General features: G+C 74.5%; 14 protein-coding genes. 6 read left to right on the top strand and 8 right to left on the bottom strand.

Features of this window, described 5'->3' with window-relative positions; translation table 11 throughout:
• Positions 1–263: 263 nt before the first annotated feature.
• From ACGFSC_RS28595 to ACGFSC_RS28570, 6 genes are all read right to left on the bottom strand, one after another.
• Positions 264–1,598, bottom strand: a complete 1,335-nt coding sequence (locus tag ACGFSC_RS28595; protein ID WP_380354963.1) for an HD-GYP domain-containing protein — start codon at positions 1,596–1,598, stop codon at positions 264–266.
• A 104-nt stretch (positions 1,599–1,702) separates the two neighbouring features.
• Complete coding sequence (locus ACGFSC_RS28590; protein ID WP_359908445.1) at positions 1,703–3,136, bottom strand: HD-GYP domain-containing protein; 1,434 nt, start codon at positions 3,134–3,136, stop codon at positions 1,703–1,705.
• A gap of 402 nt (positions 3,137–3,538) precedes the next feature.
• Positions 3,539–3,949, bottom strand: a complete 411-nt coding sequence (gene rsrA, locus ACGFSC_RS28585) for a mycothiol system anti-sigma-R factor (RefSeq protein WP_359908442.1) — start codon at positions 3,947–3,949, stop codon at positions 3,539–3,541.
• Positions 3,946–4,851, bottom strand: a complete 906-nt coding sequence (locus ACGFSC_RS28580; RefSeq protein ID WP_380354936.1) for a sigma-70 family RNA polymerase sigma factor — start codon at positions 4,849–4,851, stop codon at positions 3,946–3,948. The genes rsrA and ACGFSC_RS28580 overlap by 4 nt, the downstream gene beginning before the upstream one ends.
• A gap of 129 nt (positions 4,852–4,980) precedes the next feature.
• The gene (locus ACGFSC_RS28575; protein WP_359908439.1) at positions 4,981–5,619 is read right to left on the bottom strand and encodes an alpha/beta family hydrolase; all 639 of its coding nucleotides are present in this window, start codon (positions 5,617–5,619) and stop codon (positions 4,981–4,983) included.
• A 20-nt stretch (positions 5,620–5,639) separates the two neighbouring features.
• Entirely contained in the window at positions 5,640–6,392 is a 753-nt protein-coding gene (locus tag ACGFSC_RS28570; protein WP_359908437.1) for an SOS response-associated peptidase, read from the bottom strand.
• A 149-nt stretch (positions 6,393–6,541) separates the two neighbouring features.
• Here ACGFSC_RS28570 and ACGFSC_RS28565 point away from each other — a divergent pair, with 149 nt between their 5' ends.
• From ACGFSC_RS28565 to hisN, 5 genes are all read left to right on the top strand, one after another.
• Entirely contained in the window at positions 6,542–7,267 is a 726-nt protein-coding gene (locus ACGFSC_RS28565) for a M50 family metallopeptidase (RefSeq protein ID WP_359908434.1), read from the top strand.
• A gap of 65 nt (positions 7,268–7,332) precedes the next feature.
• On the top strand, positions 7,333–8,664 hold the full coding sequence (gene aroA, locus ACGFSC_RS28560; RefSeq protein ID WP_359908431.1) for a 3-phosphoshikimate 1-carboxyvinyltransferase: 1,332 nt from the start codon (positions 7,333–7,335) through the stop codon (positions 8,662–8,664).
• A gap of 15 nt (positions 8,665–8,679) precedes the next feature.
• Positions 8,680–9,732, top strand: a complete 1,053-nt coding sequence (gene rsgA, locus ACGFSC_RS28555) for a ribosome small subunit-dependent GTPase A (RefSeq protein WP_359908428.1) — start codon at positions 8,680–8,682, stop codon at positions 9,730–9,732.
• 128 nt (positions 9,733–9,860) lie between these two features.
• Positions 9,861–10,184: a multidrug efflux SMR transporter gene (locus ACGFSC_RS28550; protein ID WP_359908425.1), complete on the top strand. Its 324-nt coding sequence runs from the start codon at positions 9,861–9,863 to the stop codon at positions 10,182–10,184.
• Positions 10,185–10,292: 108 nt separating this feature from the next.
• Positions 10,293–11,090 (top strand): histidinol-phosphatase, encoded by a 798-nt coding sequence (gene hisN, locus ACGFSC_RS28545; protein ID WP_359908423.1) that lies wholly within the window; start codon positions 10,293–10,295, stop codon positions 11,088–11,090.
• An 80-nt stretch (positions 11,091–11,170) separates the two neighbouring features.
• Here the strand turns inward: hisN and ACGFSC_RS28540 are convergent, their stop codons facing one another.
• Complete coding sequence (locus tag ACGFSC_RS28540) at positions 11,171–12,646, bottom strand: catalase (protein WP_359908420.1); 1,476 nt, start codon at positions 12,644–12,646, stop codon at positions 11,171–11,173.
• Positions 12,647–12,750: 104 nt separating this feature from the next.
• Between ACGFSC_RS28540 and ACGFSC_RS28535 the strand changes: the two genes are divergently transcribed.
• A complete protein-coding gene (locus ACGFSC_RS28535) occupies positions 12,751–13,164 on the top strand; it encodes a Fur family transcriptional regulator (RefSeq protein WP_359908417.1) in 414 nt (137 codons plus the stop codon).
• Between the two features lie 75 nt (positions 13,165–13,239).
• On the opposite strand, the gene ACGFSC_RS28530 is transcribed toward ACGFSC_RS28535, so the two are convergent.
• Entirely contained in the window at positions 13,240–15,216 is a 1,977-nt protein-coding gene (locus ACGFSC_RS28530) for a sel1 repeat family protein (protein ID WP_359908414.1), read from the bottom strand.
• Positions 15,217–15,565 lie beyond the last annotated feature (349 nt).

Genomic DNA, 15,565 nt, shown 5'->3' with positions numbered 1-15,565 from the left:
CAAGTCCCGTGCCACCGTGCCCGTACCGCCTCGGACGGTGTTCGGGGCCCGGTGCCCCGGGTCGGTGTTCCACGCTACGACCGCATCCAACCACGCCCGCCCCCGCCCGCGCTCCCCACCGCCGAGGTTGGGGTCCGCCCCTCCCCAGCCTGCCCGTCCGATCCCACCCGCTCAACCCCTGACGGCCGGAACCCGGTTTTCCCGGTCCCGCGACGGCGGCGCACGGCCCGTACCGTGCGAGCCCCGCGCGCCCGGGCCCGCCCTCAGCGACGGGCCTGGCCGCCCACCCTGGCGAGGGCGTCCACCACGCGGGGGTCGTAGACCCGGCCGCGGCCCAGCCGCAGCACCTCCAGGGCCTCCAGCCGCCCGACGGCCTCGCCGACGCCCCGGCCGCGGGCCGACGTGAGCAGGTCGTCGTGGGCGTTGGCGACCCGGATGATCCGGGACGCGAGCGGCACCGGCCCCTCGCCGGGGGCGGGTCCGGTGTACGGGTCGGCCAGCCGGGCGACCTGCTCGGCGACCTGCCGGGGCACTCCGGTGCGGCTGATCACCTCGCTGCCGAGGCGGGCGATCCGCTGCTGCTCGGCGTACGGCAGCAGGGCGGTGGCGCCGTCCGGAACCGGTTCGACCAGGGAGAGCTGGCCGACGTCGTGCATCAGCGCGGCGTACTCCAACAGGGCGAGCTCGCGGGTACCCATACCCAGCTCGCGGCCCAGCGCGCACGCCGTGTCCGCGACCCGGCGCGCGTGCCCGTGCGGGGTGTAGCCGGCCACCTCGGTGGCCCGGGCGAGGCTGGCGATGGTCTGCCCGGTGGTGGCCCGCACGGCGGCGGCGCGCCGGAAGGACACCTGGGCGAGCAGCAGCGGGGTGCAGAACAGCGGCAGCGCCCACAGCCCGACCTCGCCCGCCGCGAGGCTGACCAGCATCCCGGTGGCGACGATCGCCGAGCCGATGCCGAACAGCGAGCGCAGCTCGTCCTCCAGCGCCGCCGGGAACCGCAGCCCGCCGCCGGAGCGGCGCAGCAGCGCCGCCAGGGTCGCGTCGCAGAGCGCGGCCAGCGCGGCGACGGCGGTCAGGAACGCCCCGTACGCCGGGCCCTCGGGCGAGAAGCGGTCGACCGCGCCGCCGTTGTAGAGCGGCTGGAAGACGGCGGCCGCGAAGCCGACGGCGAGCAGCCGGCGGGCGGCGCCGTCGCGGCGGGCCGGGTCGGCCCAGGGCGGACGGCCGGGCGGACGGCCGGGGCCGCCCGGCAGGACGCGGCGCGGCAGGACGAGGCAGGCCAGCCAGCCCAGCAGCAGACCGGCCCCGGTCACCGCGACCACCTGGAGCGTCCCGTGCGCGGTCGGCACTCCGCGCAGCGGCCCGAGCAGCGCGTACGCCAGCGCGCCGGCCGCCCCGATGGGCGCCTGCTCCCGATCCCCCGGAAGGGTGATCCGGACGCACTCGCCGAGCGCGATCAGCGCGGTGAACGCCAGCACGACCCCGGGCTCCGCGACCCCGCGCACCGCGACGGCGCCCAGCGCGAGCACCAGCAGCGCGGCGGCCACCGCGTGCACCGCGCGCGCGGTGCGCCCGCAGGGCGTGCGGCCGAGGAGCACCCGCCGCAGCGCCCGGGGCCCGAACGCCCCCGCTCCGCACACCGCACGCCCGAACACCCCCGCTCCGAGCACCGCACGCCCGGAAGCCGCGCGCCCGGGGGCCCTCACGGCTGCCCGGCCGCGGGGACGCTCCCGCCCTGGGGCGGCACCCGGCCCGGCGCCGCCCGGACCGGCTCGGGCACCCCGAGCGGGATGTCCGGCACCGCCTCGATGCCGTCCTCGGAGTGCACCACCGGCTGCCAGTCGTGCCCGGCCAGCGCGTCGATCAGCGCCCGCACCATCACCGGGTCGAACTGGCTGCCCGAGCAGCGCTCCAGCTCCGTGACCGCCTCGCCGACCGGGCGGCCGCGCCGGTAGGAGCGGGTGGAGGTCATCGAGTCGAAGGCGTCGGCGACCGAGATGATCCGGGCGAACTCGGGGATCCGCTCGCCGGCCAGCCCGCTCGGGTAGCCCCGGCCGTCCATCCGCTCGTGGTGGTGCAGGATTCCGGCGTGCGCCTCGCCGAGGAAGTCGATCCCGCGCACCAGCTCGTACCCGTACACCGGGTGGATCTCCACCGCCCGGCGCTCCGCCTCGGTGAGGGGACCGTTTCTGCGCAGCAGTTCGGTGGCCACCCCGAGCTTGCCGACGTCGTGCAGGATGCCGGCGAAGCGCAGGGTGCGCAGCCGCTCGGCCTCCATGCCGAGCTGAGTGGCGATCAGCACCGAGGCCCGGCCGACCCGTTCGCTGTGGCCCCGGGTGTAGGAGTCCTTGATCTCCACGGCCTGCACCAGCGACTGCACGGTGGCCTGGTGGGCGTCGCGCTCGCGCTGGCCCTGGGCGAACACCCAGGCCGAGATGGACAGCGGCAGCAGGGCGAGCAGCGCCGCGAACGCGCCGTACGGGCCCTGCCAGAGCACCGCGACCATCAGCCCGCCGGCCGCGTGCACCAGCACCGGCAGCCCGCACACCGCGTGCGCCCCGCGCAGCAGCACCCCGGGGCGGCGTCCCTCGCCGAGCATCAGCATGACGCCCACCACCACCCCGTTGACCAGGCAGAACACCGCGACGGCGGCGAATCCCGGCAGCAGCGCGGCCGGGAAGCGGGAGCCGAGCAGCAGCTGCGGGCCGCGCAGCAGGTGGAAGGCGGCCGAGGAGGCGAAGGCGCACAGCGCGAGCTGGGAGCCGTTGAACAGCTGGCGCGGGCGGCAGCCGCGCCCGTTCGGGCCGCCGAGCAGCGCGGCCGGGGCGGCGACCAGGGCGGCGGCGGACGGCGGGAGCATCAGCACCCCGGCGAACAGCACCGGGAAGAAGGCGTTCACCCCGGGCCGGGCCGGCGTCCGCTCGGGCAGCGCGGGCCGGTGCAGCAGCCGGCGCACCAGCACCAGGCAGGGCGTGGGCAGGCCCTGGGCCAGGGACTCCCAGCAGCCGTGCAGGAAGGCCAGCAGCCCGACCTTGGGCCAGTCCACCGGAGCGCCCAGCCAGTGCGGCACCCCGGGGGCGGCCGCGGCGGGCAGCAGCGGCACCAGGCAGCACAGCGCCGCCACCGGGACGGCCACCAGGTAGCGCGCCGCTCCTCGCGGCAGGGTCGATCCTCCACAGTCGGTAGCGATCTCGACCTCCCCGCCGTACGGACCCCGTCTTGCCTCAACGCGTCGGGCGGACCGACGGTGAGTGTCCGTCAGGAGAATAGGCCGCCGTCCGGACATGGGGACGCATGATGGCGCAACGGCGCAGTTGGCGCACCGCCAACTCACTCGAACGAGTGAGGGCGCATGCGAGCGGAACGGGAACGACCCCGGGAGCACACACTCCCGGGGCCGCTGTCACTCCTTGCCCGACCTGCGCGAACCGTCCGCCCCACCCTCACCGGCGGGCCGGCGGACCACCGTTCCCGGTGGTCGGCCACCCGGCCGCCCGTCGCACGGACGTTCGCCGCGCGGGCGTTCGCCGAGGGGCCGTCACTCCGCCTGGGCGCCGGCCTCGACCGGCGCGCCGGGGCGCTCCGTGGACTCCTGTTCGGCCGCCCCGCCCAGCCCGGGCGCCGGACGGGCCGACTCGGCGTGCACCTCGACGGTGGTCTCCACCGCGACCACCACCTGCTCGCCCGAGCGCTGCCCGGCCCGGATCGAGTCGATCCTGGCCAGCACCTTGCTGCGCAGGTCGGTCGGGGTGTCGTCGCACCCGCAGGAACGCTTGATCAATGCCTTGATCGCCTGCTCCAGCCCGTACTGCTTCAGGCAGGGCGAGCACTCCTCGAAGTGGACGCGCAACTTTGCGCAGTCGCCCTCGGGCATCTCGTTGTCGAGGAATTCATAGAGGTGGTCGAGGACCTCGCCACACTCGGTTTCGTGCGGATCGCCGCAGCTCATGAGCCCGAGCCCTTCGCTTCCTGCCCTGCCCCGCTGCCGGCCGGGACCAGCCCGCGCTCACGGGCGTAGTCCTCCAGCATGCCGCGCAGCTGACGACGGCCGCGGTGCAGCCGGGACATCACCGTACCGATGGGAGTACCCATGATGTCCGCGATCTCCTTGTACGCAAAGCCTTCTACGTCCGCGAGATAGACGGCGATCCGGAATTCCTCCGGGATGGCCTGGAGCGCGTCCTTCACATCACTGTCGGGAAGGTGGTCGAGCGCCTGGGTCTCGGCCGAGCGCAGACCGGTCGACATGTGCGACTCGGCCCGGGCCAGCTGCCAGTCCTCGATCTCCTCCGCCGCGGTGCGCTGGGGCTCCCGCTGCTTCTTGCGGTACGAGTTGATGAACGTGTTGGTGAGGATGCGGTACAGCCAGGCCTTGAGGTTCGTGCCCTCGCGGAACTGGTGGAAGGACGCGTACGCCTTCGCGAACGCCTCCTGGAGCAGGTCCTCCGCGTCGGCCGGGTTGCGCGTCATGCGCAGCGCCGCCGAGTACATCGGATCCAGGTAGCCCAGGGCGTCGCGCTCGAAGCGCTCCCGCCGGGCCTCCTCGCTCTCCTCCGCCGACACCCGGTAGGTGTCCTCACCGATCGCCTCGGCCAGCTCCTCACCGGTGAGCGCCTCGCCCGCGGGCAGGGCGTCGCCCGGGCCACGGCCCGGATCGGCCTCGTGCTCGGTCCCGACGACCGGACCCACCTCCTCGGCATGACGGGCACGGCCCACGGCGGGCCGCCCAGAAATGGAGGATATCGGGCTGACGGGCTTCTCGCCCGCGTCGAGCCACTCCGACCACGAGGGGGCGAACGCCGTGGTGGCCTCGCGCTCCTCAGGCCGCTCGGGGCACGCGATCGAACCCATCTGCCCTGCCTCTCACACCGGTGACTCGTGCTGACGGACACGACAACCACACCGGCCCCGGCCGCATTCCCGCCCCCGGGCACCATTCGCTCGCACGAGTGATCGAGCAGAAACTCCCCGCTCACGGCCTCACAGCAGCCGCAGCACCCAGTCCCCCACCGACGAACAGATCAGGTCCAGCACCTCGTCCTGCCCCACCGGCGCCCGCTTGGGCACCTCGAACCCGTGGCTGCCGTACGGCACCGCCACCAGTTCGTGCCCCTCCGGGAGCTCCGGGAACTCCGCCGGCCCGCCGAACGGGTCCGCCGCGCTCTGCACCACCAGCGTCGGCAGAGCGGACTCCAGCAGCTCCCCGGCCCGGCTCTTCTCCGGCTTGCCCGGAGGGTGCAGCGGGAACGCCAGGGCCACCACCCCGACCGCCCCGGTCGCCGCGCCCGTGCGGCAGGCCACCCGCGCCCCGGCGCTGCGACCGCCCACCACCAGCGGCAGGCCCTGCCCGGCCAGCCGCTCCGCCACCGGCCGCCAGCCGAGGTCCAGCGTCCTCGGCGCCGGGCCGAGCCTGCGGCCCGCCACCCGCCAGGGCTGCTCGACCAGCGCCACGGTGATCCCCCGGGCCGGCAGCTTCCCGGCCAGCGCCACCAGGTCCCGGGCCTCGATCCCGCCGCCCGCGCCGTGGCCGAGCGCCAGCACGGCCACGGGCCGCTCGGCGCGGTGGTAGGTGATCCGGGCCTCCCCGGCCTCGGTGGGGACCAGTTCGGTGGTGCTCATCGCAGTGACTCCAGGAAGGTTCAGAACAGGGTGGTCTCGTACTCGACCTCGGTCCACGGCTCCTTGAGCTCCGGACCGTTGTTGCGGATGCTGCCGACCGCCGGCGACACCGGGGTGGCCAGCAGCGCGCCCGGCGGCGGGGGCACCAGCAGCCGGCGCAGCCCGTCCGGGTCGGTCAGCCGCGGGTCCAGCCACTCGTCCCAGTCCCCCGGGTCCAGGAACAGCGGCATCCGCTCGTGGATCGGCGCCAGCGACTCCTCGGCGTCCGTGGTGACGATCGTGAAGGTCACCAGCCAGGCCTCCGGGTGCCCGGGCGGCACCGCCCGGTTGCGCCAGAACTCGTACAGCCCGGCCAGCGCCAGCGGGGTGCCGTCGGCCCGGGAGACGAAGTACGGCTTCTTGCGGGCCTTTCCGCGCTCCCCCGGCACCGTCTGCCACTCGTAGTAGCCGTCCACCGGCAGGACGCACCGGCGCGCGGCGAAGGCCTGCCGGTACGAGGGCTTCTCGTGCACCGTGTCCGACCGGGCGTTGATCATCTTCACCGCCGTCTCGGCGGAGTTCGACCACTGCGGCACCAGCCCCCAGCGCAGCACCCGCAGCTGCCGCACCGGCCGCGGCCGCTCCCCGCCCAGCCGCTCCAGCACCACGAAGGCGCTGTTGGTCGGCGCGACGTTCCAGTTCGGGTCCAGGGTCTCCGCGGGATCCCAGTGCTCGACGTCGAACAGCTCGACGACGTCCTCGGGCTTGCTGCTGGCTGCGAACCGACCGCACATGCGGGCCAGCTTGCCATGCCACCGGTCCTCAGGACTTGTTCATCCCCGGACCAGAACCACCCGCCGCCTCCCGCCCGTCCCCGCATGGGAGGCTGCCCCGAACGGCCCAACGCGACGGCCCAGTGCGGCGGACGGAGGCGGAGACCCCGATGAACGCGAACGACCTGACCCTCGGCGACCTGTGGAACCAGGTGACCGGCACCCAGGCCGCCCCACCCGGCTGGCTGGTCCTGGCCACCGGCGCCGCCGCCCTGCTCACCGTCCTGGCCCGCCCGCTCTGGCACGTCGCCCGCAACGCCGTGACCATCGCCCACGAGGGCGGCCACGGCCTGATCGCCGTGGTCACCCGCCGCAAGCTGGCCGGCATCCGGCTGCACTCGGACACCTCCGGGCTCACCCTCTCCTACGGCCGCCCCACCGGCCCCGGCATGGTCCTCACCGCCGCCGCCGGCTACACCGCCCCCGCGCTGCTCGGCCTCGGCTGCGCCGCCCTGCTCGCCGCCGACCGGATCACCCTGCTGCTCTGGCTGGCGATCGTGCTGCTGCTCGCCCTGCTGCTGCGCATCCGCAACGCCTTCGGCTTCCTCAGCGTGCTGGTCGCCGGCGGCGCCTTCTTCCTGGTCTCGTGGTTCGGCAGCGCCGAGGTCCAGGCCGGCTTCGCCTACCTCGGCTGCTGGTTCCTGCTCTTCGGCGCCGTCCGCCCCGTCCTGGAGCTCCAGCACCAGCGCCGGATCGGCTGGGCCCGCGACTCCGACGCCGACCAGCTCGCCCGGCTCACCCACGTCCCCGCCCTCGCCTGGGTCACCGTCTTCCTGCTCGTCGCCCTCGCCTGCCTCGGCCTCGGCGCCGCCTGGCTGCTCCAGCCGCTGCGGTAGCCGGCCGGGGCGTCCCGCCGCCCGACCGACGAGGGGGCTTCCGCCGCGGCCCCTAGACTTGCCCCATGACCGAGACCCTGTGGCCCGCCCCCGTCGCGACCAGCCCCGTCGACGCCACCGTCACCATCCCCGGCTCCAAGTCGGTCACCAACCGGGCCCTGGTGCTGGCGGCACTCGCCGACGGGCCGGGCTGGGTGCGGCGCCCGCTGCGCAGCCGGGACTCCCAGCTGATGGCCGACGGCCTGCGCGCCCTCGGGGTCACCATCGAGGAGAAGGTCAACAACGACTCCGGCGGCACCGGCGGCGGCGAGGCCTGGCGGGTCATCCCCGCCCCCGCGCTGCTCGGCCCCGCCTCCGTCGACGTCGGCAACGCCGGCACGGTGATGCGCTTCCTGCCGCCGCTCGCCGTCCTCGCCGACGGCCCCGTGCACTTCGACGGCGACCCGCGCTGCTACGAGCGCCCCCAGCACGGTGTGATCAACGCCCTGCGCGCGCTCGGCGCCCGGATCGAGGACGGCGGCCGGGGCGCCTTCCCGCTCACCGTGCACGGCACCGGCTCGCTGGACGGCGGCCCGGTCGAGCTGGACGCCTCCTCCTCGTCCCAGTTCGTCTCCGCCCTGCTGCTCTCCGGGGCCCGCTACAACCACGGCATCGAGGTCCGCCACGTCGGCGGCCCGGTCCCGTCGCTGCCGCACATCCGGATGACCGTGGAGATGCTGCGACTGGCCGGCGCCCAGGTCGACGCCCCCGAGGACGGCGGCGAGAAGGACGTCTGGCGGGTCACCCCCGGCGCCCTGCTCGGCCGCGACCTGGTGGTCGAGCCGGACCTCTCCAACGCCGCGCCGTTCTTCGCCGCCGCCCTGGTCACCGGAGGCCGGGTCACCGTGCGGGACTGGCCCAGGCACACCACCCAGCCCGGGGACCAGCTGCGCGAGATCTACACCCGGATGGGCGGCGCCTGCGAGTTCACCGACGAGGGCCTGCAGTTCACCGGCACCGGCCGGATCCACGGCATCGAGGCCGACCTGCACGACGTCGGCGAGCTCACCCCGGTGATCGCCGCCGTCGCCGCGCTGGCCGACTCCGAGTCCCACCTGTACGGCATCGCCCACCTGCGCCTGCACGAGACCGACCGGCTCGCCGCGCTCGCCAAGGAGATCAACGACCTGGGCGGCGACGTCACCGAGACCGAGGACGGCCTGCGGATCCGCCCGCGCCCGCTGCACAGCGGCATCTTCCACACCTACGAGGACCACCGCCTCGCCACCGCCGCCGCCGTGCTCGGCCTCGCCGTGCCCGGCGTCGAGGTCGAGAACGTCGCCACCACCGCCAAGACCCTGCCCGACTTCCCCGGGATGTGGTCCGAGCTGCTCGGCGAAGCGGCGGCGGGCGCCTGAGCGGAGACTGAGCACATGCGCCGCTACGGCAAGGACGCCGACGAGGACGACATCCGCAACCGCCCCGCCCGCCGGGGCTCCCGGCCGCGGACCCGGATCCGGCCCAAGCACGAGGACGCCGCCGAGGCGATGGTGCTGACCATCGACCGCGGTCGGATCACCTGCCTGGTCGACCCGGGAACGAAGCAGGAACGCGAGGTCGTCGCCATGAAGGCCCGCGAGCTGGGCCGCAAGGGCGTCGTCGTCGGCGACGTGGTCAACCTGGTCGGCGACCTCACCGGGGACGCCGACACCCTCGCCCGGATCGTCCGGGTCGAGGAGCGCACCTCGGTGCTGCGGCGCACCGCGGACGACGACGACCCGTACGAGCGGATCGTGGTCGCCAACGCCGAGCAGCTGGCCATCGTCACCGCCCTGGCCGATCCGGAGCCGCGCCCCCGACTGATCGACCGCTGCCTGGTGGCGGCGTACGACGCGGGCATGGAGCCGCTGCTGGTGCTCACCAAGTCGGACCTCGCCCCGGCCTCGACGCTGCTGGAGACCTACGCGCCGCTGGGCATCGAGTACGTGGTCACCCGCCGCGACGAGCTGGAGACCACCGGCGCCGAGGCCGTCCGGGAGCACCTGCGCGGCCTGTCCACGGTCTTCATCGGCCACTCCGGCGTCGGCAAGACCACCCTGGTCAACGCGCTCGTCCCGGACCGCCGGCGACAGACCGGGCACGTCAACGCCGTCACCGGCCGCGGCCGGCACACCACCGTCTCCGCGCTGGCGCTGCGCCTGCCCCCGCCGCCCGGCGCCAAGCCCGGCTCGAAGAAGGCGCTGAACCCCGGCTGGGTGATCGACACTCCCGGCTTCCGCTCGTTCGGCCTCTCGCACATCGATCCGTCCCGGGTCATCCTCGCCTTCCCCGACCTGGAGGCCGGCACCGTCGACTGCCCGCGCGCGTGCAGCCACGACGAGCCGGACTGCGCGCTGGACGCCTGGGTCGCCGAGGGCCACGCCGAGGCGGCCCGGCTCTACTCGCTGCGCCGTCTGCTGGCCAGCAAGGACGGCGAGGCCGACTGAGTCCGGCCGTCCGCGGCCCGTCGGCGGGGTTGGTGGCCCGTTCGAGGTGTCGGAGCGGGCCCACCTGGCGATCATAGGAAAGTCGGGCCGTATGCGGTCCGCCCGTCGATCGACAGGGAGGGCACGCGATGGCATGGGCCCTGGTGGTCCTGGCCGGCCTGCTGGAGACCGGCTTCGCGATCAACCTCAAGCTCAGCGAGGGCTTCACCAAGCTCTGGCCCACCATCAGCTTCTGCGTGTTCGCCCTCGGCAGCTTCGGCCTGCTCACCCTCTCGCTGAAGACCCTTCCGGTCGGCCCCGCCTACGCGGTGTGGACGGGCATCGGCGCGGCCGGCACCGCGATCTACGGCATGCTCTTCCTCGGCGAGAGCTCCTCGGTGCTCAAGCTGGTCTCGATCTCGCTGGTGATCGCCGGTGTCATCGGCCTCCAGCTCAGCGGCACGACCCACTGAGCGGCCCGGCGCGCGGAGCCGCCCGGCACGCGGAGCGCCCGCACCCGCTCCGGGCCGCTCCGCGAGCCCGGCTGTGCCGATCCGGGGAGGCTCGCTAGGGTTTCGGGCATGGCCGATTACCACGACGACCTCCGACTCGCCCATGTCCTCGCCGACTCGGCCGACTCGGTCACCCTGGATCGCTTCCGCGCCCTCGACCTGAAGATCGAGACCAAGCCCGACCTCACCCCGGTGAGCGACGCCGACAAGGCCGCCGAGGAGCTCGTGCGCAGCGTGCTCCAGCGCGCCCGTCCGCGCGACGCCGTCCTCGGCGAGGAGTTCGGTCTCCAGGGCTCGGGCCCGCGCCGCTGGGTGATCGACCCGATCGACGGCACCAAGAACTACATCCGCGGCGTCCCGGTCTGGGCCACCCTGATCGCCCTGCTGGAGGACGGCCCGGACGGCGTCGAGCGCCCGGTGGTCGGCATCGTCTCCGCCCCCGCGCTGCAGCGCCGCTGGTGGGCGGCCAAGGGCCTGGGCGCGTTCGGCGGCCGCAGCCTGACCAAGGCCTCCCGGCTGCGGGTCTCCGGTGTCTCCCGGATCGAGGACGCGTCCTTCTCCTACTCCTCGCTCAGCGGCTGGGAGGAGCGCGGCCGCCTCGACCCGTTCCTGGACCTCACCCGCGCCTGCTGGCGCACCCGCGCGTACGGTGACTTCTGGTCCTACATGATGGTCGCCGAGGGCGCCGTCGACATCGCCGCCGAGCCCGAGCTGTCGCTGTGGGACATGGCGGCCAACTGCATCATCGTCGAGGAGGCCGGCGGCCGCTTCACCGGCCTGGACGGCGTCCCCGGCCCCGGCGGCGCCGACGCCGTCGCCTCCAACGGCCTGCTGCACGAGGAGGCCCTGCGCCGGCTCTCCGTCTGACCCGGCCGGCCCGAGCGTGGTCGCGGCCCCCCGACCAGTGGGAGCTGGTCGGGGGGCCGCCGCCGTTCCCGGTCCGGTGACTACCGCTTGCGCAGCTCCCGGACCGCCGCGTCCAGCCGCTGCCCGAAGTCGGCGTCGGCCTTGCGGAAGTTGTCGACCGCCCGCTCCACGATGTCCTCGCGGTCGGCGGAGACCTTGGCGATGAAGCCCGCCAGGTTGCCGATCAGGCGCTGCTTCTCCTCCTCGGAGAACAGCCGGTACAGGTCGCCGGCCTGCACGAAGTCGTCGTCCTCGGCGTGCGAGGGCGCGGCGTGGGTGCCGGTGGGGCCGTCGACGGCGGTCGCGGCCCACAGCGGACGGCCGGTCTGCACCGGGCCGCCGAAGCTGTTCGGCTCGTAGTTCTTCTGCCGGCCGTGGCGGCCGTCGTACAGGTGGCCGTCGCGGCTGTTGGTGCGGGCCTCGGTGGCGTGCGGACGGTTCACCGGCAGGTGGTCGGCGTTGATGCCGACCCGGTAGCGGTGGGCGTCGGCGTACGCGAACAGGCGGCCCTGGAGCATCTTGTCCGGGGACGGGCCGATGCCGGGCACGAAGTGCGCCGGGGAGAACACCGACTGCTCGACCTCGGCGAAGACGTTGTCGGGGTTGCGGTTGAGCTCCAGCTTCCCGATCTCGATCGGCGGGTAGTCGGCGTGCGGCCAGACCTTGGTCAGGTCGAAGGGGTTGAAGCGGTAGTTCGCCGCGTCGGCCGCCGGCATGATCTGGACCTGCACCGTCCAGCTGGGGAACTCGCCGCGCTCGATCGACTCGCGCAGGTCGCGCTGGTGGCTGTCCGGGTCCTCGCCGGCGAGGGTGTTGGCCTCGGCCTGGGCGAGGTTGCGGATGCCCTGGTCGGTCTTGAAGTGGTACTTGACCCAGAAGTGCTCGCCGGCCTCGTTCTGCCACTGGTAGGTGTGCGAGCCGTAGCCGTTCATGTGCCGGTACGAGGCGGGGATGCCGCGGTCGCCGAACAGCCAGGTCACCTGGTGGGTGGCCTCGGGCGACAGGCCCCAGAAGTCCCAGACGTTGTCCGCCTCCTGGGAGCCGGTGTACGGGTCGCGCTTCTGGGTGTGGATGAAGTCGGGGAACTTGATGGCGTCCTTGATGAAGAACACCGGGGTGTTGTTGCCGACGAGGTCGTAGTTGCCCTCCTCGGTGTAGAACTTCAGCGCGAAGCCGCGGGGGTCGCGCACCGCGTCGGCCGCGCCGAGGTTGCCCGCCACGGTGGAGAAGCGCAGGAACGTCTCGGTCTGCTTGCCGACCTCGGAGAGGAACGCCGCCCGGGTCCAGGGCGTCACGTCGGCGGTCACGGTGAAGGTGCCGTACGCACCGGCGCCGCGGGCGTGCACCACGCGCTCCGGGATCCGCTCGCGGTTGAAGTGCGCGAGCTTCTCGAACAGCAGCTGGTCCTGGATGAGCGCCGGGCCCCCGACGCCCGCCGTCTCGGTGTTCTGGTTGTCGGCGACGGGGGCACCCGCCTCCGTGGTCAGGGTCGGGCGCTGCTCGTCCTGGATCGTCATGGGAGTGCCTCCGCGGTGTCCGGTCGTGATGACACGATCCTAACTTGGACTTTGTCCAAGTCAATACTGGAACCAATCTCGGAGCTTGACCTACTCTGGATGGCATGAGCGACCTGCTGGAGAGACTGCGCGCACGGGGCTGGCGGCTGACCTCGCAACGCCGGGTCGTGGCCGAGGTCCTGGACGGCGACCACGTGCACCTCACCGCCGACGAGGTGCACGCCCGCGCGGCGGCCCGGCTGCCGGAGATCAGCCGCGCCACCGTCTACAACACGCTCGGCGAACTCGTCACCCTCGGCGAGGTCCTGGAGGTCGCCACCGACGGCCGCGCCAAGCGCTACGACCCCAACGCGCACCGCGCCCACCAGCACCTGATCTGCTCGGGCTGCGGCGCGATCCGCGACGTCCACCCGCAGGGCGACCCGCTCGCCGCCCTCCCCGCCGACGAACGCTTCGGCTTCGCCGTCACCGCCGCCGAGGTCACCTACCGCGGCCTGTGCCCGAACTGCCGCCCCTGATCAGGGAGTTGCACTGATCAGGGGGTTGCGCCGACCGGCGGGACAAGCGGATCGGGGGCCGCTCGAATCGGGAGGCTACGCGCTCAACTCGGCGTTCAGCGCGCCCAGCAGCCGCCCGGCCCGTTCGGCCACCTCGGCCGGCCCGGAGCCGATCGCCCGCCGGCACCAGTTCTCCGCCTGCATCGGCTCCCCGCGGCGCAGTGCCAGCAGCGCCAGCCGCAGCGCCGCCCGGCCGTGCCCGGCGTCGGCGGCCCGGGTGTACCAGAGCATCGCCTCGGCCTCGCTGTCCTGCCGGGCCAGCAGCAGCCCCAGGTTGAACGCGGCGCTGCGGCTGCCCGCCTCGGCGGCCCGCCGGTACCAGCTCTCCGCGATCTCCAGCGCCCCGCGCTCGGCCGCCCGCACGCCCATCCGCACCTGCGCCCGGCGGTGCCCGGCGTCGGCGGCCAGCGCGTACCAGTGCTCGGCCTCGGCGTCCGCGTCCCCGCGCCGGTCCAGCAGCGAGGCCAGCCGGAACGCGCCCTCGGCCGAGCCTCCGGCCGCCGCCTGCCGGTAGCGCTGCAGCGCCCCGGCCAGGTTGCCGCGCTGCTCCTGGACGACCGCGAGCTGCAGGGCCGCCTCGCCGTGCCCCTCGGCCGCGGCGCGCGCGTACCACTCCTGGGCCTGCTGCTGCTCGCCGCGCCCGGCGTGCAGCACGCCGAGGTTGAACGCGCCGTCCACGCTGCCGGCCTCGGCCGCCTTGGAGAACCAGGGCTGGGCGCCGGACTCGTCGCCGCGCTGCAGCAGCACCACGGCCAGCGCGTTGCAGGCCTCCCGGTGCCCGGCGTACGCGGCCCGCCGGTACCACTGCTCGGCCTGCTGCTCGCGGCCGGTGCCGGCGCAGAGCAGGCCCAGGTTGAAGGCGCCGTTCTGGTCGCCCGCGTCGAGTGCGGCGCGGTACCAGCGCTCGGCCGCGGCGGCCTCGCCGCGGCTCGCGTGCAGCGCGCCCAGGGCGTTGGCGGCGTTGCCGTCCCCGGCCTCGGCGGCCTCCTGCCACCACTCGGCGGCGGCCGCCACGTCCCCGGAGTCGCGCAGCAGGAAGCCCAGCGCGCAGGCCGCGCGCGGCTCCCCGTTCTGCGCGGCCTGCCGGTACCAGCGGGCCGCCTCCTCCAGCAGCGACTGGTCGGTGCGGGCGCGCTCCTCCAGCAGCACGCCCAGGCGCAGCGCGGCGCGGGCGTGGCTGCGGGCGGCGGCGGTGCGGTACCAGGTCTCGGCGGTCTCCTTGTCCCCGGCGGCCTCGCGCATCCGGGCCAGCCGGTAGGAGGCCTCCCGGTGCCCGGCGTCGGCGGAGACCTTGAACCAGCGCTCGGCGCGCACGTCCCGCCGGTGCTCCATCAGGTCGCCCAGGGCGTACGCGCCCAGCGGGTGGCCGTGGTCGGCGGCGAAGTGCAGCCAGTACTCGGCGGCCTCCTCCTCGCCCTGGTCGCGCAGTTGCAGCCCGAGCGCGTGCGCGGCCGGCGCGCTGCCGGCCACGGCGGCCTGGCGCCACCACTGGCCGGCCTCGGCGCGGTGGCCCTGCTGGTGCAGCAGCACGCCGAGGTTGTTGGCGGCGGCGCGCACCCCGGCGGCCGCGGCGGCGCGCAGGTAGGACTCAGCGTCCTCCAGTTCGCCGCGGCGCAGCAGCAGGGTGCCGAGCCGGCAGGCGGCGTCCGGGTCGCCGCCGTCGGCGGCCTGCCGGTGACGGGCCTCCAGCGCGGCGGACTCGCGGGCGGCGAGGGCGGTCTCGAAGCTGGTCGAGTCGAGGCCGGCCGGGTCGAGCGCGGCGCCGGCGGCCGGCTCCCCGCCGGGCTGTTCGCCGTACGCGCCGACGGCGGCGGCGAACTGACGGGTCGACACGTGGACCAGGCTGTCGGGTCCGCAGCCGGGGGCCGGGGAACGCTCGGACAGTCCGCTGGTGCGCTGGGCGGGCAGGGCTCCGGGGTGGGCGGCGGTGCTCTCGGGGCTCTCCGCCCAGGCGTCGGTGTCCGCCTCGACGGCCGCCGCGGACTTGGCGCCTGACTTGCCGATCAGCCTCATGCCGACTCCCGCTCCCCCAGAGTGTCGCGGCATCGTGCCCCGGCGTGCGACCGGGAGGACTCCCGGGGGAGGCGCCGGACCCGACGGCCGGTCAGCGGCCGTGCACCGTCCCCCATGTGTCCCATCGTCGCATCACCCAGTACCCGCGTACACCTGCCCCGGCCGAATTCCGGCGGGGCTGACCCGAAGCCGACGAAATTGCTTCGGCGCTTTGTCGATTTCCCGACACTCCAACCCCACAAACCCCGCTGCCGTCGTCCTTGGCGACGGTCGATACTACCGGAGCGGTTCCCGCCGCTTCCGGGCGAGAACGGAACGGGAAACACCAGAGGCCCGGAGGAAGAATCCT

Source organism: Kitasatospora sp. NPDC048715 (genome assembly GCF_043198905.1).
Classification (GTDB): domain Bacteria; phylum Actinomycetota; class Actinomycetes; order Streptomycetales; family Streptomycetaceae; genus Kitasatospora; species Kitasatospora lactacystinica.
Note: the sequence above shows the minus strand (reverse complement) of the source record. Positions and strands in the feature narration are given on the sequence as shown.